This is a genomic window from Mesorhizobium sp. J428 (genome assembly GCF_024699925.1).
In the GTDB taxonomy this organism is placed as follows: domain Bacteria; phylum Pseudomonadota; class Alphaproteobacteria; order Rhizobiales; family Rhizobiaceae; genus Mesorhizobium_A.
The window spans coordinates 1,591,474-1,611,429 of the sequence record NZ_JAJOMX010000001.1; the positions used below are offsets into that span (position 1 = coordinate 1,591,474).

A 19,956-nucleotide genomic window follows, 5' to 3' on the forward strand; every position below is an offset into this window, starting at 1 on the left:
GCCGATCGGGAGCTTCCCTGTACTATCTGTGCCTCAGGCCGCGCGAGTGCGCCAGCTTTCGACGTAGTTTTCGCGCGCTTCGCGTGCGTAGGGCGCCGCCGACACGCGCACCCGGATCTCGGCCTGGCGGTGCTTTTCCGTCGCGGTCTTGTCCGTCCCGCCGTCCGGCTCGCCCCAGACGAGCGTCAGGACGTCGCCGATCTCGACGTCGTCGTCGACGACGCCGAGCGACAGCATGCAGCGTTCGTTGAAGCTGTAGCCCGAGAACATCGACAGCCCGACCATCCGGTCGCCACGCATGATCCTGTCGAACGACGAGGAGGCATAGTTTGCCACCGGGAAGTCGATCCACTTGTAGGGGAGCTCATCGCGTTGGAAGCCCGACGCGATGACCTTGGTCACGTCGTCGCCGTTCCATTCGAACGTCACCTTCTTGCGGTGCCTGCGACCCTGCATCTTCTCCAGGGCCGCGCGCCCGACGAAGTCGTGATCGTTCTTGATGTAGAAGCCGTAGCCGAGCTCCCAAGGGGTCGAATAATAGTCGCGGATATCGTCCGACACGAACGATCCGCCGATCGAGCCGGTTGCCTCGTAACCGTCGGCCGGCAGCCACTCGCGATAGGCTTTCATCTCCTCGCCGGTGTAGACGGCCGGCAGCGGCGACGGGATCCAGCCGGATTCGAGCGTGTTGGTCGAATAGGCCCGGCTGCCGACCTGATAGAGATCGAATTCCTTGCCCGCCTCAAGGATCGCGGCGCGGATCTCGTCCTTTTCGGCATACGGCCCGAAGACCTCCAGCCCCGGCGCGCCGGCCATGCCGTGGCGCAGCGCCCTGACCTTGCGGCCGGCGATGTTGATCCGATCCATGTGGAAGAACTTGATGTCCGGCACCGGCCCGCCATTGAGCTTCTCGAGGATCTGCGGCGCGTTCGGCCCCTGGATTTGGAAACGGTAATGGCGTCGCTCGACCTTATTTCCGTCTGGTCGGGACGGCGAGCGGTCGTCGCGGATCGTCTTGACCGAATGACCGCCCTTCCTGGCGTTGTATTCAACCCAGTTCACGGTCGGGGCGCGGCCGACCAGGACATACTGGTCCTCTTCGAGGTGGAAGCAGATCACATCGCCGATGACGTAGCCTTCGGGGCTCACCGGCACGTAATGCTTGGCGCGGTCGACCGGGAAGTTCTTGAAACTGTTGATCGACAGGCTTTCGAGGAAACGGCCCGCGTCCGGCCCGTCGACGGTCAGCTCCGCCATGTGGTGCGACTGGTCGAACAGTACCGCGGAATCGCGCCAGGCGCGCTGTTCGTCACGCCAGTTGGCGAACTCGGCCGCGACAACTGGATACACATAACTTCCAATGCGCGAATTTCTCAGCGTGTCGACGATATTTCTTCCCGATTTCGTGACGTCTTCCAAGCTAGATAATGCCATTTTCGATCCTCCCTGATCATTGGCGATGTATGCAGATGAGAGATGTATACAATCAGAAGATATCGAACCGTTCAATCGCCATTCCGCGACCTTCGCCTACGGCGCGGCGGTTGGATCCAGCCGCTCCCGGATCCACCCGCGTCGCCCCTCCATGTGAATCACCTCACAGACGCGCGCCGCGAATTCGAAGACCTTCCGCGTACGGCAAGGCCGAATCGAGCCTTGAGCCCAATGAAAAGGAGCGGGCCCAGCGACCCGCATGTTCCCAAATGCCGAAGGACTTTTCATTGTCGTCGTCTGCGCGGGCGGTTCCTCCCGCCGTCCGTGCAGACGACCCGCCGCGCTCCGCGACGCCCTTCCTGCCGCCCCGCCCCGCGCCGCGGCTGCTGGGAGCGCGTTTCGAGCGATCCTGTCCTTCATTCGAGTGAGCAACGCCATGCTTTCCACCCTGATCGAGCTGTCGTACAAAGACACCGGACGCCGCGAACGGAGCATTCCGATGACGGGCAGCACACATGATGCGGGCGGCGGAGCCCTTCCGGTGCGCATCGGAAGCGGCCTGTTCGACCTGCTGTTCAAGGGATGCCGCATCGAGCGCTATCCGGCCGGCCAGCACCTGTTCGTGCAGGAGGACGACGCCGACCGGATCTACGGCGTCCTTTCCGGCACCGTCGAGATCTCCCTTTTCTCGCCCGGCGGGCAGAAGCTGGTTGCCAATATCGAGCTGCACCATAGCCTCGTCGGCGAGATCGGCGCGCTCGACGGCGGCACGAGGACGGCGACCGCGATCTGCCTGACCGCCTGCGAACTCGTCTCGCTCAGCCGCGCGCAGCTTTTCGAGCGGATGCAGGCCCACCCGGAACTCGCCCGCGCGATGATCGAGCTTCTGTGCGCGCGGCTGCGCTGGATAAGCGGGGAGATGGGCGACCTGGCCTTTTTTGCCATCGAGGCCCGGCTGGCCAAGCGGCTCGGGCTCCTGTCCGGCATCAGCGCGGATAAGGACGGCTGGATCGAGCTCTCGCAGGCGGAGCTTGCCGAATTCCTCGGCGCCACCCGCGAATCCGTCAACAAGACGCTGAACGACTGGCGCTCGCGTGGCGTGATCGAACTGCGCCGCGGCGGCGTGCGGGTCGTCAGCGCGGCGAAGCTGCGCGGCATCGCCAGCGAGGACGATTGAGCCCCCGCCGCAAGGCCGCGACTTGCCCTACAGCCGCGAGATCATGAAGCGCAGCGCCGCCCGGCTCGGCATGAAGAAATAGCCGCCGCCGCGCGTCGTCACGAAGCTCGGCATCTCCCTCAGCACGACATTGCCTTCCCATTTCGGGATCGAGAAGCGGCCCTTGCCCTCGTTCGCGCCGATCGTCGGGTCCTTCTCGCCCGCCAGACCGTGGAACGAGCGGGCCGACACCCAGGTCTGCTGCATGAACTCTGCATGCCGCTCGATGTCGGCGTTGAGGCACATGAACAGCAGGCCCTTCTCGGTCTCCCCCTTCTTGGCCGCGGGCACCTCGTAGGTGCGGCCGACGCGCAGGATGCGGTGCCGCTTGCCGATGCTGATCTGCGTGGCGTGGTCGTCGCCCAGCGAGTCACGCGGGTTGGAGCGGCGGATATGCGCCCCGAACGGGCAGCGCAGCCCCTGCGGGTCCTCGGCACCGTAGGAGAAGGCGTTGTCGACCGGCCGGTCCGGCCGCCCCTCCGGATTGCGCACCAGAGACGAGCCATCCTTCCAGCGGCCCATCATCTTGGCCGCGATCCACTCCGGCGTGATCGACGGGTCGTCGTGCTCCCTGGCCTTGGTCTTCGCGGCGAAGACGCAGTAGTCGTCGAAGGCGTCGACGTGCTGCTCGAACTGGCGCACGACGATGAAGGAGCCGTTGCGGCCGAAATCGTGCAACGCGTCGGTCGTGCCGTCCGCGCCACGCCGGAAGCGCAGCGAGGACAGGATGCCGGACGGATCATGGTGCGCCTTGACGGCCGGCGACACCGGATAGAAGCCGTGCTCGTCGCGATAGCCGAACAGGAATTCGCCCGCGGCGACCACATTGGCCTCCGGCGCGCCGCCATTGGCGCGCGCCGTGCCACGCACCGCCGGCTGCGAGATGCCGTCGGCGAAGCCGAAATGCTCGATCGCCCGGCCGTTGCGGCGCACGGTCTCCGCCCGTTCGTGGCTGGCCGCCGCGGCGCGATCGTAGAGCTTGGTCTCGAGCGGCGCCTGGCGCCTGGTCTCGAGCGGCAGTTCGAACCCCGGCCACAGGCCGGCAGCCTTCGCGCGCTTCTTCACCTCGGCGACTTTCTTCGCCAGCAGCGACGGGTCCCTGGCGTAGCAGAGGACGATCATGTCGACCGGTTTTTCGGGCGAGCCCCAGCGCCATTTCCCGGGCTGGCTCTCGCCGATGTCGTCGAGGATGCGGCTGCGCTCGGGATGGCCCATGCCCTGCATGAACGCGTTGGGGAAACGCTTGAGCGCCTCCTCGTCGGCGCCGCCGTCGAGGCCCAGCCGGCTCAGGCCGCGCGGGCCGAAGGCGATGGTCATCGCGCTGTCGCGCGGAATGGGATCGCCGAAGCTGGTCTGCGCGGTCAGGAACTCCAGCCACGCCCGCCGCGCGTCGCGGCGCAGGCCGCCCGGCACTTCGAACGCGGTCAGATGGCCGTAGTCCAGCGCGCCGAAGGCGTTGAAGAAGATCGACTGGATCTCGCCGGACTCCAGCGGCTCGGGCGGTTGCGGCGCCGCGGGCTTCGCGGCCGTCTGCACTGCCTCCTGCGAGACGCGCGGCCGCGGCCGCGATCCGAACAGGCTGAGCCAGTCGCGCGCCTCGCCGTCGGTGGCACGGCAGATGCCGCGCCGGATACGCGAATTGGTGCGGATGCGCTGCGTGTTGACCTCGGGATAGGCCGAATACCAGAACAGCGTCGGCACCTGCTGCCGCCTGGCCCAGCGCTTGAAGCGGTCGCCGTCCCTGGCGCCATCCCCGAAGAGGTCTTTTGCACGGGGGAAGCCGACCGTGTTGCTCCAAATGCCCGTCAGACCCGCCGCAGCCTTGGTGATGAAGTCCTCCAGATAGCTTTCCCAGCTCCCCCCGTAGTTGGAGAAGAACACCAGCCGGTCTGTCCCCGGCAGCAGTACTCCAGCGGGCGAAATGGATCGTGTTGATGTTCGCCAGATAGCCCGGCCGGAACACCTTCTGGGCCGAGATAGAGATGAGGTAGAAACTGAGCCGCAGCGCAAGCCGCCGCAGCGTGCCCGGCTTCATCACGGAAATCGCGGTGAGATGGTTCTGCACCCCGTGGTCTTCCCGCTTCTGGATCTGCTCCAGCTCCGCGAGCGGGACCGACTCGACGCTGCGTTTGTCGGTCCTCTCAAGCCGGTCGAGCGCGAAGCGTGCGAGAAAGAAAAGGATCGCGGCGATGAAGGCGAGGCCGATCAAGGCCAGAACCAGCGACGTGCCGCCGACGAGCAGGTTGCGCATGATGCCAGGCGCCGGCCCGAAGACGTACCAGTAGATGATCCACGCGCAGGCCGCGATCAGGGCGACCAGCACGGCCGTGAAGCCGACGGAGCCCAGCGTCGCCTGGATTGCCCGGCGGACGTTGCCCGGCGGACGCTCAAGAAGGCTCTCGGCGGAGCGGAAGGCCCAGTCGAAGCCGCCGTCGGCCTTGAGCTTCTCGCGCACCTCGGCGAGCACGCCGGCGGCGCCGCGTGCATCACCCGGATGCGGCGTCTCGGCGATGCGTTCCGCGAACGCCGCGAGCTTCGCCTCGGCCCTGATGCGCTGGACGGAATGGCCGGGGGTGCCGGCGAAGACCAGCCCGGCCGTGCTGCCGAAGGAGGGAGAGATGTCGATGCTGTTCTTGGCGAAGAGCTCTTCGAGGTCGCCGCCGGCGGGAATGTCGCAGGCCCGCTCCAGGATCGGCCGCACGATCGGGCCGGCATGATGCGCGAGCGCGGCGATGACCTGCCGGCTGTCGCCGTCGCCCGAAAACTCCAGCACCACCATGCCGAGCGGCCTGCCGGTGGCCGGATCCACCTTGCCGGTGTCGGCGACCGCGATGCTGGCGAAATGGATGATCCCGGCGGCATCCAGCGCCGCGCGCATCTCGTCGCCCGCCGGATTGCCGAGCTTGTCGACGCTGTCGCGGACCTCGCGAAGGTCGACGCCGGGCCGGGTCGGCAGCGCCACCGTGACCAGCGACTGCGGCGTGATCCTGTCGAGGTCCTCGCGCTCGAAATCGATGCGCAGATGTTCGGGGAACGCGCCGAGGCGCGTCATCTTGCCCGCGCGGCCCGGCATGCGGCGCACGCCCTTTTTCGCGAAGATCGCCCGCAGGCATTCGCCGATCTGGACGCGCGCCACCTCGATGCCGATGCAGACATGGATGCCGTGGCCGTAGACCATGTAGGTCTTCTTCGGACGCTCCGGATCGAACTCGTCCGGCCGCTCGACCACGTCGGGGTCGAACATGGCCGACAGCGTCGCCGGCATCACCGTCGATTTGTGCGGGATGACCTTCTCGCGCGGCGTGCCTTCGGCGATGCGCAGGTCAGCCGACGCATAGCGCCAGGGGCCGATCCAGATCGGCTTGAAGCGCATCGCCTCCAGCACCGCCTTGTCCAGCGCCTTGATGTCGCCAGCGCCGACCGCGACACGGACCGCTGTCTGCGCCTCCGGCTTCGACAGGATGACATCGAGGCAGTTGCCGCCGGCGAGCAGGTTGGTGGGTGCGAAGCCGGAGATCATGCCCAGCATGACCGAGTGGACCTCCTCCAGCTTGAGGACGCCCTGGTCGATCATCGCCACCATGCGCGAGAGCGGCGTGTCGGGCAGCGCGGTGCCTTCACGGACGGCGGCGATGGAGCGGTCGACGGCCCTGATCATCCGGTCGGCGGCGACAACGGCCAGCTCGCGCGTCACCTTGCTCGCCGTCGGGTCGGAGAAGAAGATCGACGAGAGTGCGATCGACCAGTCGGCGAACTCGTCCTCATCGTCGACGATCATGCCGAAATATTCGCGGCAGATCTTCACCGGCACGATCTTCATCAGCCCGGCGATCGCATCGAAGCCGGGCGTGGCGCGGTCCACGATCTCGCGCGCATGCCGGGCGGCTATGGGGCGCACGCGCGCATCCACCTCGGCCGGCGGAAAGGCGCTGAGCAGCGGCTTCTTCAGCTTGCGGTAGTCGGGCCCGTCCTGCATGCCGAGGATGAAGTTGGAGCCGCCGGCCATCTCGGTCATCTCGAGGCCGTAGGGCGTGATGAACTCGCTCTCGCGCTCCAGGATCTCGCGCACGTCGGCGTCGCGGGTCACGAGAACGAACTTGCCGACGCGCACCGTCGGCCACCAGCGCCGAACGATCTTCAGCCACCAACGGGGGTCGTCGAAGATCAGGCCCTTGAACCACTCGCCGATGCCGCCCTTCGATCGGAGCCGGCCGAGATCGAACGGCGGCATGTCGGAGACGGGTCCCTGTTCGGCCTGCGCCTTGAGCACCCCGTCGAAATATTTCGTCTTGATCATGGTTCGAAGCGCCCCCGCCTCAAGGATCGAAGTCCCGCATGCGCCCGGCCGTGCCGCACGAGAGGCCGGAAGGCTCCGGCCGCCGCTGACAAGGTTCGGAATGAAAGCCGGCAGCGCTTAGACTTACGAGGTTCCACTCGACATTGTCCTCGGATCGTCCGGCACGCCCAGCGTGCACGCCACTATCGATGCAAGTGAGGGCCAGTGTCTAGATGTGCCGGCCGTTTCGTCTGTGATCGATTTCATAGATCGCCGACGCAAGCAGCCGGATGGTCGGTCAACCGGGCCTCGCCATCTCGAAACCGGCGATCAGGAAGTCGTTTGCCGCCCGGTCGACGAATGGAATCCACCGGACGCGCTGCACGGTGAAGTCCGGATGGCGCGTGTCGAAGATCGCGCGCTCGCGCGCGGCCTCCTCCATGCGGCCGCTGCGCGTCAGCGCGCCGATCTTCAGGAAGCGCGCATAGAAATAGCCCGGCGAGAGCGCCAGCGACCGTTCCGCCGTTTCGATCACGGCCGGCCACTGCTCCATGAGGCTGTAGGCGGCGGCGAGCTCGCCGAGGTTGTGGAAGCTGTAGATGTCGAACGGGCTGAGCCGCTCCGCGTCGCGGAACAGCGGGATGGCCGCCGCCGGCTCGTTGAGCAGCAGCCGCGCGCTGCCCATGGCCGAGCGCGCGAAGGCAAAGCTCGGATTGATGTGCAGCGCGACCTCGAGGTGCTCGACGGCCCGGGCCGGCCGGCCGCGCATGATCTCCATCGCACCGAGATTGGCATGCGGGCGTGCATCCTGGCTGTCCATCAGCAGCGCCTTGTGGGCGAACTGCGCGACGCGCTCGAGATCCTCGCTGTCGCCGAAGCGCAGCCAGGCCCGCCAGAACCACCACCAGGCGAGCTCGTTCAGCACCGCGCTGGAATTCGGGTCCTGGCTGTAGGCCTTGGTGAAAAGCTCCAGGGCGAGCTCGGTGTCCTGGCCGGTGCGCCGCGCCATGTGCCAGCGTCCGCGCAGCACGAGCTGCCAGGTCTCCAGCGTTTCCCACGGCACCTGGAAGGTGCGCGCCTGCTCGACGCGGTCGACCTCTTTCTCCAGGATGGCCACGATCTCGCTGCCGATCTCGTTCTGCAGCGCGAAGACGTCGTCGAGCGCCCGGTTGAAGCGGCGCGACCAGACGAGGCGCCCATTCGAGGCATCGACCAGGGCGACGGAGATGCGGATCTCGGCCGCGTTGCGGGCGAGCGTGCCGCGCACGACATAGCGCGCGCCGAGCGCATTGCCGACGAGGCGGATGTCGAGCGCGTCGTCGCGGAACTGCGCCGAGGAGCCGGTCGAGATGACCGAGATCCAGCGCACATTGGACAGGCCGCGGCCGATCTCGTCGGCGATGCCGTCGGCGAGATAGGCAAGTTCGCGCTCTCCGTCGTGGCGGAAGGGCAGCATGGCGATCGCGGGCGGCCCCTGCGGTGTCGACAGATGCTTAAGCAGCCCGAGCGGCAGCTGGGCGGGCGCAACGTCGTCGCCCGACGCATTCACCCGGCCGGCCGCGAAGACGCGCACCGGCAGCGTGATGTTCTTGAGCGACAGCACGCCGAGATCGGTGAACTCCGCGGCCGCCTTGTCCTTGACGTGATGCCACGTCGTCTCGGAGATCGTCAGCCCGCCATGCGGCGCGAATTCCTGGATGCGCGCGGCGATGTTGACGTCGTCGCCGTAGAGCCGGCCTTCATGCGCGATCACGTCGCCTGTGTTGATGCCGGCGCGGAACGGCATGCGCCGGCTCGGCGGGGCGGCCTCGTTCAGCGCCGATATCCGCTCCTGGAAGTCGAATGCCGCCAGCAGCGCTTCCACCGGATTGCCGAACTCGGCCATGATCGAGTCGCCGGCGTCGCCGAAGGTGCGGCCGCCATGCACGCCGCAGCGCTCGACGATGATGTCGCGCCTTTCCTCGAAGGCGGACAGCGCCGCCTCGTCATCCATGCCCATCAGCCGCGAGAATCCCGCCGCATCGATCGACATGATCGTTGCGAGCTGTCGGATATATCGCCGAGCAGCCATGCTAGCAGACTTGTCCTTCTCGCCCGCGCTCGCCGGCCTGATGGCCGGCCCGGCAGCATGTTGCTTAACCCCTCGCCGCGGCACACGTGACGATGCTTCGGCCCCCTCGCCGGGTTTCAGGCTAACAGGACGTAACGTAAACCTCCACAGCCGAGACGTTGCATCGCGGTGGAAATGGCGCCTGACCGCGTCCAAAAAGTTATCCGGACGTTAAGAACGCCCCTCCGATGGCCTCTCGGCGGCCGGCAATGCGATCGTCTGGAGCTCGCATACGTCCTTGCCGGCGATGGCGCCCATGACGGCCCTGGCGAGCTCGCGGCCGGCGAGACGGAAGTCTTCGTGGACAAGCTGCAGCCCGGGACGGAACCAGCGCAGCAGCCTCGACGACTGCTTGCTGACCACGTCGACCTCGCGGCCGAGCGCGAGCCCGGCGGCCTCGAGCCCCGCGACAAGCGCGAACGCCGCGCCGCCGCTGGCACAGACATATCCGTCCGGCGCGCCGGAGGTGGCCGAGATGGCGGCGACCCGGTCGCGGATCGTGTCGATGGAATCGTCGATCGACAGGTCGCCAAGCGAGGTCTCCTGCAGCCCCGCCTCCGCGAGCGCCTCCGCGAAGCCCTTGCGGGTGTGGCGATGATAGGTGAGCGCCGGCGGCGGCGGCAGAAGGGCCAGCCGGCGGCGGCCCTTGGCGACCAGGGCCTCGACCGCCATCCGACCGTAAGCCTCGTTGTCGAAATCGTGGAAGGGATGCGCCGCGCCGATATTGGTGCGGCCGTGCGCGGCGAACGGGAAGCCGTGCTCCATGAGATAGAGCACGCGCGGGTCGTTCGGCGTGGTGCGCGAGATGATGATGCCGTCCGCGGACTCGGTCTCGACCACATAGCGGATGGGGTCCATCGGATCGCGGCGGCGCGAATAGGGCGTCACGACGAGGTGATAGGACGTGTCGGCGATGCCGTCGGAAATGCCGTAGATGATGTCGGAGACGAATCCGGTGAGATCATCCTCGGTGTCGAGTACGAGACTGATGACGTTGGTCTTGCCGGTGCGCAGACGCACGCCGGCGCGGTTCGGTCGGTAGCCGACCTGGCGCGCCACGAGCTGGACGCGGCGGCGCGTCTCCTCGCCGATCTCGGGCGCGTCCTTCAGCGCGCGCGAGACGGTCGTCACACCGAGCCCCATCATGAAGGCGATCGATTTCAGCGTCGCACGTCCGTCGGGCGGCTGCGCCGTTTCTGCAATGACCTTCGCCCGCCGCCCCATCGAATGCTCCCGCCGGTCACCGGATTCATCATATGACCGCGCAAATTAACTGTAACGATACAGATATTCGCTTTCAACAAGGATATTGCGTATCGGCTTCGTGGTTCGGATTCAATCGCTTACCGCACTGCAACCAGCAATATTATGCATCGCAGCACAAGATTATGGCTCCTGACAAGGACTGACGTCTTGCTAGAGCGAATTAATTCGCCTACCGTAAAAATCTGTAACGTTACAGATTTGGGAGGATCCTTATGCGTTATGCCATGCTCGCCGCAGCCCTTGCGGCATCCGTCGCCTTGCCCCACGTCGCCCAGGCGACCGACCTCGAAGTGACGCACTGGTGGACGTCGGGCGGCGAAGCCGCGGCCGTCGCCGAACTCGCGAAAGCCTTCGACGCCACCGGCAACAAATGGGTGGACGGCGCGATCGCCGGTTCCGGCGGCACCGCGCGGCCGATCATGATCAGCCGCATCACCGGCGGCGACCCGATGGGCGCGACGCAGTTCAACCACGGCCGCCAGGCGGAAGAGCTGGTGGCCGCCGGCCTGATGCGCGACCTGACGCCGATCGCCGAGAAGGAAGGCTGGAAGAATTTCATCAAGCCAACCTCGCTGCTCGATTCCTGCACCGTCGACGGCAAGATCTACTGCGTGCCGATCAATATCCACTCGCAGCAGTGGCTCTGGCTGTCGAACAAGGCATTCGAAAAGGCCGGAGTCGCGGTGCCGAAGAACTGGGATGAGTATGTCGCCGCAGCCCCCGCCCTGGAGAAGGCCGGCATTATCCCGCTCGCGATGGGCCAGCAGCCCTGGCAGACCTCGCTCGCCTTCCAGGTTCTGGTCGTGGCGCTCGCGGGTCCCGACGGCTTCAACAAGATCTACAAGGACAAGGACGCCGAATTCGCCGCCGGAGCGGAAATGGCCAAGGTCTTCGACGCGGCCGACAAGGCGCGCGCCATGGCCGCCAAGTCGAACGTGCAGGACTGGAACCAGGCGACCAACATGGTCATCAGCGGCCAGGCCGCCGGGCAGATCATGGGCGACTGGGCGCAGGGCGAATTCCAGGTGGCCGGCCAGGTCGCCGGAAAGGACTACACCTGCCTGCCCGGCCTCGGCGTCAACGAGGTGATCCAGACGGCCGGTGATGCCTTCTACTTCCCCGTGCTGAAGGACGAGGCGAAGTCGGCCGCCCAGGACGTGCTGGCCTCGACCATGCTGTCGCCGACCACCCAGGTCGCCTTCAACCTCAAGAAGGGCTCGCTGCCGGTGCGCGGCGACGTCGACCTCGCAGCCGCCAACGACTGCATGAAGAAGGGCCTCGAGATCCTTGCCAAGGGCAACATCATCCAGTCGCCCGACCAGCTGTTCTCGGCGGACTCGCTGACGCAGGTGAACGACCTGTTCGTCGAGTTCTTCAAGGATCCGAAGATCACGGCGGCCGACGCTCAGAAGCGCTTCGCCGAGATCGTCGCTGCCGCCGACTGAGGCAGCCATCCTCCGCCGCGCGCCGTGGCCGAAGGGCCGCGGTGCAGCGAAGCCGTCCCTGAGCGAGAGAACGCGCCATGGCAGACGCAGCCGCACGCCGGCCGAACCAGCTCTTCCGCAACCTCAACGCCAAGATCGCGTCGATTCCGATGATCCTGACCGCGCTGGTGGTCTTCGTCGGCGGCTCGATCTGGACAGTCGTCTATTCCTTTACCAATTCGCGGCTCCTGCCGCGGCTCAACTTCGTCGGGCTCGACCAGTACGAGCGGCTCTGGTCGTCCAACAAATGGCAGATCGCCATCGAGAACCTGTTCATCTACGGCGTCTGCACGCTCATCCTGTCGATGGTGATCGGCTTCGTGCTCGCCGCCCTGCTCGACCAGAAAATCCGCTTCGAGGACACGTTCCGGACGATCTTCCTCTATCCCTTCGCGCTCTCCTTCATCGTCACCGGCCTTGTCTGGCAGTGGATCCTGAATCCCGATTTCGGCGTCCAGGGCTTCGTCCGCGGCCTGGGCTGGGAGAGCTTCACCTTCGACCCGCTCTACAACCAGGACATCGTCATCTACGGCATCCTGATCGCCGGCATCTGGCAGGGCACCGGGCTGGTCATGTGCCTGATGCTGGCCGGCCTGCGCGGCATCGACGAGGACATCTGGAAGGCCGCGCGCGTCGACGGCATCCCGATGTGGAAGACCTACCTCTTCATCGTCATCCCGATGATGCGGCCGGTCTTCGTCACCACGCTGGTGATCGTCGCCTCCGGCATCGTGCGCGTCTACGACCTCGTCGTGGCGCAGACGAGCGGCGGGCCGGGCATCGCTTCGGAAGTGCCGGCCAAATACGTCTATGACGCGATGTTCCTGTCGCAGAACCTCGGCCAAGGCTTCGCGGCCTCGACGATGATGCTGCTCGCGGTGATGACCGTCATCGTGCCGTGGGCCTATTTCGAGTTCGGCAGGAGGCGGCGCAATGGCTGACGTTCGCACCGCAACGGCCGGGCAGTTCGAGCCCGCCATCGCCTCCCGCGCAGAGCCCTACGGGCCTCGGCCGCGCCGCGCCATCTCGCGCCGCAACATCCTGATCTACGGCACGCTGGCGCTCGTCTCGCTCTACTACCTGCTGCCGCTCTGGGTGATGGTGGTGACCTCGGTGAAGGGCATGCCGGAGATCCGCACCGGCAACATCTTCGCGCCGCCGCTGGAGATCACCTTCGAGCCCTGGGTGAAGGCGTGGTCGACCGCCTGCACGGGGCTGAACTGTGACGGGCTCTCGCGAGGCTTCTGGAACTCGGTGCGCATCACCGTGCCGAGCGTCATCATCTCGATCCTGATCGCCTCGGTGAACGGCTATGCCCTCGCCAACTGGCGCTTCAAAGGATCGGAGGTGTTCTTCACGATCCTGATCGTGGGCGCCTTCATCCCCTACCAGGTGATGCTCTACCCGATCGTCATCATCCTGCGCGAGATGGGCATCTACGGCACGCTGACGGGGCTGGTGATCGTCCACACCATCTTCGGCATGCCGATCAACACGCTGCTCTTCCGCAACTATTTCGCCTCGGTGCCCGAGGAACTGTTCAAGGCCGCCCGCGTCGACGGCGCCGGCTTCTGGGGCATCTACTTCCGCATCATGCTGCCGATGTCGCTGCCGATCTTCGTGGTGGCGATGATCATCCAGGTGACGGGCATCTGGAACGACTTCCTGTTCGGCGTCGTCTACACCAAGCCCGACGTCTACCCCATGACCGTGCAGCTCAACAACATCGTCAACTCCGTGCAGGGCGTGAAGGAGTACAACGTCAACATGGCCGCCACGCTGCTGACCGGGCTCGTGCCGCTGATCATCTACTTCATTTCCGGAAAACTGTTCGTGCGCGGCATCGCCGCCGGCGCGGTGAAAGGGTGAGCGGATGACAAGCGTTCTCGTCAAGGATGTCTCGCTCGCCTTCGGCGCCGTCGAGGTATTGAAACAGCTGAACCTCGACGTGCAGCAGGGCGAGTTCATCGTGCTGCTCGGCCCCTCCGGCTGCGGCAAGTCCACGCTGCTCAACTGCATTGCCGGCCTGCTCGACGTGTCGGCCGGGCAGATCTTCATCAACGGCAAGAACGTCACCTGGGAGGAGCCGAAGGACCGCGGCATCGGCATGGTGTTCCAGTCCTACGCGCTCTACCCGCAGATGACGGTGGAGGGAAATCTCTCCTTCGGCTTGAAGAACGCGCGCCTGCCGAAGGACGAGATCGCCAAGCGGATCGCCCGCGCGGCCGAGATCCTGCAGATCGAGCCGCTGCTGCAGCGCAAGCCGGCCGCACTCTCCGGCGGCCAGCGCCAGCGCGTCGCGATCGGCCGCGCGCTGGTGCGCGACGTCGACGTCTTCCTGTTCGACGAACCGCTGTCCAACCTCGACGCCAAACTGCGCGCCGAGCTGCGGGTCGAGATCAAGCGGCTACACCAGCAGCTCGCCAACACGATGATCTACGTCACCCACGACCAGATCGAGGCCATGACGCTGGCCGACCGGATCGCGGTGATGCGCGGCGGCCTGATCCAGCAGTTCGCTTCGCCGAAGGAGATCTACAATCGCCCGGTCAACCGCTTCGTCGCCGGCTTCATCGGCTCGCCGGGCATGAACTTCCTCGAGGGAGAGGTTGCCGACGGGAACTTCGTCGCGGACGGCGTGCATATCCCGCTTGCACGCTACGAGGCCGCCGCGCAGCCTGCGCAGGGCGCAAAAGTGGCGTTCGGCATAAGGCCGGAGCATGTCGCGCTGAACAGCGGCGCCGATTGGCCCTTTGCGCAGAAGGTGAAGGTGGACGTGGTCGAGCCGATGGGCTCCGACGCGCTGGTCTGGACGAAGCTCGGCCGGCAGAACCTCGCCGTGCGCGTGCCGGCGGAACGGACGCCCGCCACCGGCGACACGGTCGAGATCGGCTTCGACCCGATGCGCGCCTCCCTCTTCGACGCCGCCGAGGGGCGGCGGGTCTGACGACATCACAGGACAAACGCAGGACATTCACATGAACTGGTCTTTCCAGCTTTACAGCGCCCGTAACTTCAAGCCCTGGAGCGACGTGCTGAAGCTCGTCTCCGGGCTGGGCTACAAGGAGGTCGAGGGTTTCGGCGGGGTCTATGACGACCCGAAGGCCTTTCGCGCCGACATGGACCGCAATGGTCTCGCGATGCCGTCCGGCCATTTCTCGATCGACGCGCTGGAGGGCGATTTCGACGGCGTGCGGCGCATCGCCGACACGCTTGGCGTGACGCTGATCGTCTGTCCCTACCTGATGCCCGACAAACGCCCGGCCGACACCGCCGGCTGGAAGGCCTTCGGCGAGCGGCTCGCTGCCGTCGGCGACAAGGCGAAGAAGGCCGGATACGGTTTTGCCTGGCACAACCACGACTTTGAATTCAAGGCGCTGCCCGACGGCTCGCTGCCGCAGAAGCTGACCCTCGACGCCGCTCCCTCGATCGGACTGGAACTCGACGTCGCCTGGGTCGACGCGGCGGCGCCGATCCGGCGACGTGGATCGCCGATTACGCCGACCGTATCCTCGCCGTCCACGTGAAGGACATTGCGCCGGCCGGGCAGAACGCGAACGAGGACGGCTGGGCCGATGTCGGCCACGGCACCATCGCGTGGAAGCCGCTGATGGCCGCGCTGCGCACGAAGACGCCGGCGAAAGTCTACGTAATGGAACACGACAACCCGTCCGACCTCGAACGCTTTGCGAAGCGGTCGATCGAAGCGGTAAAGTCATACTGAGAGATCGCGGACATGGTTGCGAAGAAGAAACTGCGCGTCGGCGTCGTCGGCTGCGGCAACATCTCGACCGCCTATTTCCGCCTGGCGCCGCTGTTCAAGGGCGTGCGCATGGTCGCCTGCGCCGACCTGAAGCCGGAGCTCGCCGAGACGCAGGCCAAGGCCTTCGGCCTGCGCGCCATGACGGTCGACGGACTGCTTGCCGACAAGGACATCGATATCGTCGTGAACCTGACTGTGCCGGCGGCGCACTATCCCATCTCCAAGGCGGCGCTCGACGCCGGCAAGCATGTCTATTCCGAAAAGCCCTTCGTGCTGTCGCTGAAGGAAGGGCTCGACCTGAAGAAGCGGGCGGAGAAGAAGGGCCTCCGCATCGGCTCGGCGCCGGACACCTTCCTCGGCGGCGCGCACCAGCAGGCCCGCGCGCTGGTCGATGCCGGCAAGATCGGCAAGGTCACGTCGGGCGTCTGCCACGTGATGAACCACGGCATGGAGCACTGGCACCCGAATCCCGACTTCTTCTATGCACCGGGCGGCGGACCGATCCTCGATCTGGGGCCGTACTACGTCTCCAGCCTCGTGCAGTTGATAGGGCCGGTGGCCAAGGTCGCCGCGGTGACCTCGATCCCGCAGGCCAGGCGCACGATCTCGAACGGGCCGCGCACCGGCGAAAGCGTGCCGGTCGGCACACCGACGACGATCCACGCGCTGCTGCATTTCGCCAACGGCGCGGTGGTGACCCTCAACGCCTCATGGGACGTGTGGTCCCACGGGCATGCGCCGATCGAGCTCTACGGCGAGGAAGGGACGATGCTGGTGCCCGATCCGAACTTCTTCGGCGGCACGGTGGGTCTCACGCGCCAGGACAAGCCGGTGAAGAAGCTGCCGGCCTGGAACCATCCGCTCGGCGTGCCCAACCAGCAGTCGCCGCGCGGCCCGCTGGCGAACTACCGCACGATCGGGCTCGCCGACATGGCGCTGGGCATACTGGAAGACCGGCCGCACCGCTGTTCGCTCGACTTTGCGCTGCACGCGATCGACATCATGACCGCGATCCTGCAATCGGGCGAGACGGGCAAATTCGTCACGCTGACGACCAACTGCGAACGGCCGGCCGCGCTTGACCCGGCCACGGCGCGCAGGATGATGGCCTGAGCCGCAGACAATTCGGGCGGCCCCTCCGTCGAGGGCCGCCCTGCAAGGCATCAGCGATCAACAGACGTCCGGGCCGGGCCGGACGCACCGCGAAGCAGCGTTCAGTGCTTCTTGGCCTGCTCGGTCTCGCGGATGGCTTCGTCGTGATACCAGCCGTTTACGTCCATGACAGGCGCCTGAAGCGCAGGCGCGGGCTGCTCGCGACGCGCGAGATAGCCGGCGCGACCGCCGACGGGAAACTGGATGATGGTGGCGCTTTGGCCGCTCTGGTTGTTGGTCATCATGTCTACTCCGCTGATGCCGAACATCAGTATAACCCAGATGGGTGCTGCACTCAATTTAATCAAGATGCCTTTTTTGTAGTCATTTTTTGAGCACCCGTCGCAGCGAAGCGCTTTCTGCATCCTAATGCGGCAATTGGTATCGGGTTCCGGCTCCTAATGCCTGCCGTTGTCGAAACCGCAGGCAAACGCGGAAAATGCTGCATTTTTCGCCGGTTGCGCGAAGGCTGCTCTGATTCGGCCTTTCGCCGAGAGCGAGGTGCCCTTTCGTAAGCGAAATGTTAACCGCAACTGGCACGCCTGTTGCATTGCGTCATTCGGCATGCGCACGGCGAAACGGCTGCGCGCTTCACAGTCCGACGTAACTTCGTAAGAGAGGCGAAATGACCAAGTACAAGTTGGAGTATATCTGGCTCGACGGCTATACCCCTGTTCCGAACCTCCGCGGAAAGACGCAGATCAAGGAATTCGACACCTTCCCGTCGCTCGATGAACTGCCTCTGTGGGGCTTCGACGGTTCTTCGACGATGCAGGCCGAGGGCCACAGCTCCGACTGCGTGCTGAAGCCGGTTGCCGTCTATCCGGATCCGGCGCGCAAGAACGGCGTGCTCGTCATGTGCGAAGTCATGATGCCCGACGGCGTCACCCCGCATTCGACGAACAGCCGCGCGACCATCCTCGACGACGAGGGTGCATGGTTCGGCTTCGAGCAGGAATACTTCTTCTACAAGGACGGCCGCCCTCTCGGTTTCCCGGAGCATGGCTATCCCTCGCCGCAGGGCCCGTACTACACCGGCGTCGGCTACAAGAATGTCGGCGACGTTGCCCGCACGATCGTCGAAGAGCATCTCGAGCTCTGCCTCGAGGCCGGCATCAACCATGAAGGCATCAACGCCGAGGTGGCCAAGGGCCAGTGGGAGTTCCAGATTTTCGGCAAGGGCTCGAAGAAGGCCGCGGACCAGATCTGGATGGCGCGCTACCTGCTGCTGCGCCTGTGCGAGAAATACTGTATCGACGTCGAATTCCACTGCAAGCCGCTGGGCGACACGGACTGGAACGGTTCGGGCATGCACTGCAACTTCTCGACCACCTTCATGCGCGAAGTCGGCGGCAAGGCCTATTTCGAGGCGCTGATGGCTGCCTTCGACAAGAACCTGATGGACCACATCGCCGTCTACGGCCCGGACAACGACAAGCGCCTGACCGGCAAGCACGAGACCGCGCCGTGGAACAAGTTCTCCTACGGCATCGCCGACCGCGGCGCGTCCATCCGCGTTCCGCACTCGTTCGTCAAGAACGACTACAAGGGCTATCTTGAGGATCGCCGCCCGAATTCGCAGGGCGACCCCTACCAGATCGCGTCCATCGTCCTGAAGACGATCTCGGAAGTTCCGACCGAGGCCTACAAGAAGGCGGCGGCCTGATCCAGGCTCCGGCGTTCGCGCCGGAAGGCAATGTTTCGACGGCCCGGCTGGCAACAGCCGGGCCGTTTCCGTTTCGGCGTCCGGGCGTGCTGGCAGGGGCTTCCCCCTCTGCTAGCCTGCCGCCACATCGGAGCCGATCCCCATGCCGCAGCAGAACCAGGACAACTTGTCGGCCGCGTTCGACAGGCAGAAGGCTGCATTCGCCCGCGATCCCTTCCCTGGCATCGACGTGCGCCGCGACAGGCTGCGCCGGCTGCTGGCGCTGACCGAGGACCACGAGACGGAGTTTTGTGCCGCGATCGACGCCGACTTCGGCGGCCGCTCCGCGCACGAGACGCGTCTGGCCGAGATCATCGTCGTGCGTGCCGGCATCCGCCACGCGCTGTCGCACCTGTCGTCGTGGATGGCGGAGAAGCGCGTGCTCACCACGATGCCTTTCTGGCCCTCGCGCAACAGGCTCGTGCCGCAGCCGCTCGGCGTGGCCGGCATCGTCTCGCCGTGGAACTACCCTTTCCAGCTCGCGCTGGCGCCGGCGACGGCAGCGCTCGCGGCCGGCAACCGCGTGCTGATCAAGCCGTCCGAACTGACGCCGCGCTTTTCGGACCTGCTGGCCTCACTGGCGGCGCAGCATTTCGCCCTGGACGAGCTGGACGTGATCATTGGCGGCCCGGATGTCGGCAAGGCTTTCGTCGCCCTGCCCTTCGACCACCTGCTCTTCACCGGCTCGACGACGGTCGGCCGACAGGTGGCGATCGCCGCCGCCGCCAATCTGACGCCGGTGACGCTGGAGCTTGGCGGCAAGTCGCCGGCGATCTTCGATCCGAGCTGCGACCTCGACAAGGCAATCGCCAGCGTCGCCTACGGCAAGCTGCTCAATGCCGGCCAGACCTGCATCGCGCCCGACTACCTGATGGTGCCGAGGGGCCAGGGTGCCGCGATCGCCGGCAAGCTCGCGGGCGCGATGGCGAAGCTCTATCCGCGCATCGCGGACAATCCCGACTACACCGCGATTATCTCGGACCGGCATCACGCGCGGCTGACATCGATGGTGGAGGAGGTCCGCGCGCGGGGCGCCGAGGTGATGGAGGTCAATCCCGCGGGCGAGAGCTTCGGCAACACGCGCAAGCTCGCCCCCGCGATCGTGCGCAACGCCGCGCCCGATACGCGGCTGATGCAGGAGGAGATCTTCGGCCCGGTCCTGCCTATCGTCGAATATGGCGATGTTGGCGAGGCGATCGGGCACGTCAACGACCGCGGCCGGCCGCTGGCGCTCTACTGGTTCGGCAAGAACAAGGCCGCGCGGCGCAGGGTGCTCAGGGAAACGGTCTCGGGCGGCGTGACCGTCAACGACTGCCTGATGCACATCGCCCAGGAGAACCAGCCCTTCGGCGGCGTCGGACCGAGCGGCATGGGCGCCTATCACGGCGAATGGGGCTTCCGCACCTTCAGCAAGGAGAAGCCGGTCTTCGTGCAGTCGCCGCTGAGCGCCGGCGGCATGCTGCGCCCGCCCTATGGCGCGACCTTCGAGCGCACGCTCCGCCTCTTCCGGCTGATGACCTGAGGCGTCGCCGGCGTTTGCGCTCGATCAA

13 protein-coding genes and 1 pseudogene are annotated in these 19,956 nt (G+C 66.0%); 9 read left to right on the forward strand and 5 right to left on the reverse strand.

All coding sequences use genetic code 11. From position 1 onward, the window contains the following. Positions 1-33 precede the first annotated feature (33 nt). Complete coding sequence (locus LRS09_RS07915; protein WP_257805223.1) at positions 34-1,434, reverse strand: aminomethyl transferase family protein; 1,401 nt, start codon at positions 1,432-1,434, stop codon at positions 34-36. Positions 1,435-1,933: 499 nt separating this feature from the next. Here LRS09_RS07915 and LRS09_RS07920 point away from each other — a divergent pair, with 499 nt between their 5' ends. After that, positions 1,934-2,611 carry a Crp/Fnr family transcriptional regulator gene (locus LRS09_RS07920; RefSeq protein ID WP_257805224.1) on the forward strand — a complete coding sequence of 226 codons (678 nt, stop codon included), beginning with the start codon at positions 1,934-1,936 and terminating at the stop codon, positions 2,609-2,611. Between the two features lie 778 nt (positions 2,612-3,389). Here the strand turns inward: LRS09_RS07920 and LRS09_RS07925 are convergent. The 3 genes from LRS09_RS07925 to LRS09_RS07935 form a co-directional block, all read right to left on the reverse strand. Beyond that, positions 3,390-6,947, reverse strand: a complete 3,558-nt coding sequence (locus LRS09_RS07925) for a cytochrome P450 (RefSeq protein WP_257805225.1) — start codon at positions 6,945-6,947, stop codon at positions 3,390-3,392. Between the two features lie 277 nt (positions 6,948-7,224). Beyond that, positions 7,225-8,997, reverse strand: coding sequence for an adenylate/guanylate cyclase domain-containing protein (locus tag LRS09_RS07930; RefSeq protein ID WP_257805226.1), 1,773 nt, complete (start codon positions 8,995-8,997; stop codon positions 7,225-7,227). A gap of 210 nt (positions 8,998-9,207) precedes the next feature. Beyond that, the gene (locus LRS09_RS07935; RefSeq protein WP_257805227.1) at positions 9,208-10,260 is read right to left on the reverse strand and encodes a LacI family transcriptional regulator; all 1,053 of its coding nucleotides are present in this window, start codon (positions 10,258-10,260) and stop codon (positions 9,208-9,210) included. Positions 10,261-10,514: 254 nt separating this feature from the next. Between LRS09_RS07935 and LRS09_RS07940 the strand changes: the two genes are divergently transcribed. The 6 genes and pseudogenes from LRS09_RS07940 to LRS09_RS07965 all read left to right on the forward strand — a co-directional run bounded on the left by LRS09_RS07940 (position 10,515) and on the right by LRS09_RS07965 (position 16,662). Beyond that, complete coding sequence (locus LRS09_RS07940; RefSeq protein WP_257805228.1) at positions 10,515-11,747, forward strand: ABC transporter substrate-binding protein; 1,233 nt, start codon at positions 10,515-10,517, stop codon at positions 11,745-11,747. A 77-nt stretch (positions 11,748-11,824) separates the two neighbouring features. After that, a complete protein-coding gene (locus LRS09_RS07945; RefSeq protein WP_257805229.1) occupies positions 11,825-12,727 on the forward strand; it encodes a carbohydrate ABC transporter permease in 903 nt (300 codons plus the stop codon). After that, a complete protein-coding gene (locus LRS09_RS07950; protein ID WP_257805230.1) occupies positions 12,720-13,655 on the forward strand; it encodes a carbohydrate ABC transporter permease in 936 nt (311 codons plus the stop codon). The genes LRS09_RS07945 and LRS09_RS07950 overlap by 8 nt, the downstream gene beginning before the upstream one ends. Before the next feature lie 4 nt (positions 13,656-13,659). Continuing rightward, positions 13,660-14,733 carry an ABC transporter ATP-binding protein gene (locus LRS09_RS07955; RefSeq protein WP_257805231.1) on the forward strand — a complete coding sequence of 358 codons (1,074 nt, stop codon included), beginning with the start codon at positions 13,660-13,662 and terminating at the stop codon, positions 14,731-14,733. A gap of 31 nt (positions 14,734-14,764) precedes the next feature. Further along, a pseudogene (locus tag LRS09_RS07960) lies at positions 14,765-15,510 on the forward strand (sugar phosphate isomerase/epimerase family protein). Positions 15,511-15,522: 12 nt separating this feature from the next. Further along, positions 15,523-16,662, forward strand: a complete 1,140-nt coding sequence (locus LRS09_RS07965; protein WP_257805232.1) for a Gfo/Idh/MocA family protein — start codon at positions 15,523-15,525, stop codon at positions 16,660-16,662. 101 nt (positions 16,663-16,763) lie between these two features. On the opposite strand, the gene LRS09_RS07970 is transcribed toward LRS09_RS07965, so the two are convergent. Then, positions 16,764-16,970 (reverse strand): DUF2735 domain-containing protein, encoded by a 207-nt coding sequence (locus tag LRS09_RS07970; protein WP_257805233.1) that lies wholly within the window; start codon positions 16,968-16,970, stop codon positions 16,764-16,766. A 356-nt stretch (positions 16,971-17,326) separates the two neighbouring features. Here LRS09_RS07970 and LRS09_RS07975 point away from each other — a divergent pair, with 356 nt between their 5' ends. After that, a complete protein-coding gene (locus LRS09_RS07975) occupies positions 17,327-18,367 on the forward strand; it encodes a glutamine synthetase beta-grasp domain-containing protein (RefSeq protein ID WP_257805234.1) in 1,041 nt (346 codons plus the stop codon). A 142-nt stretch (positions 18,368-18,509) separates the two neighbouring features. After that, positions 18,510-19,928, forward strand: a complete 1,419-nt coding sequence (locus tag LRS09_RS07980; RefSeq protein WP_257805235.1) for a coniferyl aldehyde dehydrogenase — start codon at positions 18,510-18,512, stop codon at positions 19,926-19,928. Positions 19,929-19,956 lie beyond the last annotated feature (28 nt).

Coding starts and splice junctions, on each gene's coding strand:
- LRS09_RS07915 (WP_257805223.1), bottom strand. CDS start 1,434: ATGGCATTATCTAGCTTGGAAGACGTCACGAAATCGGGAAGAAATATC.
- LRS09_RS07920 (WP_257805224.1), top strand. CDS start 1,934: ATGACGGGCAGCACACATGATGCGGGCGGCGGAGCCCTTCCGGTGCGC.
- LRS09_RS07925 (WP_257805225.1), bottom strand. CDS start 6,947: ATGATCAAGACGAAATATTTCGACGGGGTGCTCAAGGCGCAGGCCGAA.
- LRS09_RS07930 (WP_257805226.1), bottom strand. CDS start 8,997: ATGGCTGCTCGGCGATATATCCGACAGCTCGCAACGATCATGTCGATC.
- LRS09_RS07935 (WP_257805227.1), bottom strand. CDS start 10,260: ATGGGGCGGCGGGCGAAGGTCATTGCAGAAACGGCGCAGCCGCCCGAC.
- LRS09_RS07940 (WP_257805228.1), top strand. CDS start 10,515: ATGCGTTATGCCATGCTCGCCGCAGCCCTTGCGGCATCCGTCGCCTTG.
- LRS09_RS07945 (WP_257805229.1), top strand. CDS start 11,825: ATGGCAGACGCAGCCGCACGCCGGCCGAACCAGCTCTTCCGCAACCTC.
- LRS09_RS07950 (WP_257805230.1), top strand. CDS start 12,720: ATGGCTGACGTTCGCACCGCAACGGCCGGGCAGTTCGAGCCCGCCATC.
- LRS09_RS07955 (WP_257805231.1), top strand. CDS start 13,660: ATGACAAGCGTTCTCGTCAAGGATGTCTCGCTCGCCTTCGGCGCCGTC.
- LRS09_RS07965 (WP_257805232.1), top strand. CDS start 15,523: ATGGTTGCGAAGAAGAAACTGCGCGTCGGCGTCGTCGGCTGCGGCAAC.
- LRS09_RS07970 (WP_257805233.1), bottom strand. CDS start 16,970: ATGTTCGGCATCAGCGGAGTAGACATGATGACCAACAACCAGAGCGGC.
- LRS09_RS07975 (WP_257805234.1), top strand. CDS start 17,327: ATGACCAAGTACAAGTTGGAGTATATCTGGCTCGACGGCTATACCCCT.
- LRS09_RS07980 (WP_257805235.1), top strand. CDS start 18,510: ATGCCGCAGCAGAACCAGGACAACTTGTCGGCCGCGTTCGACAGGCAG.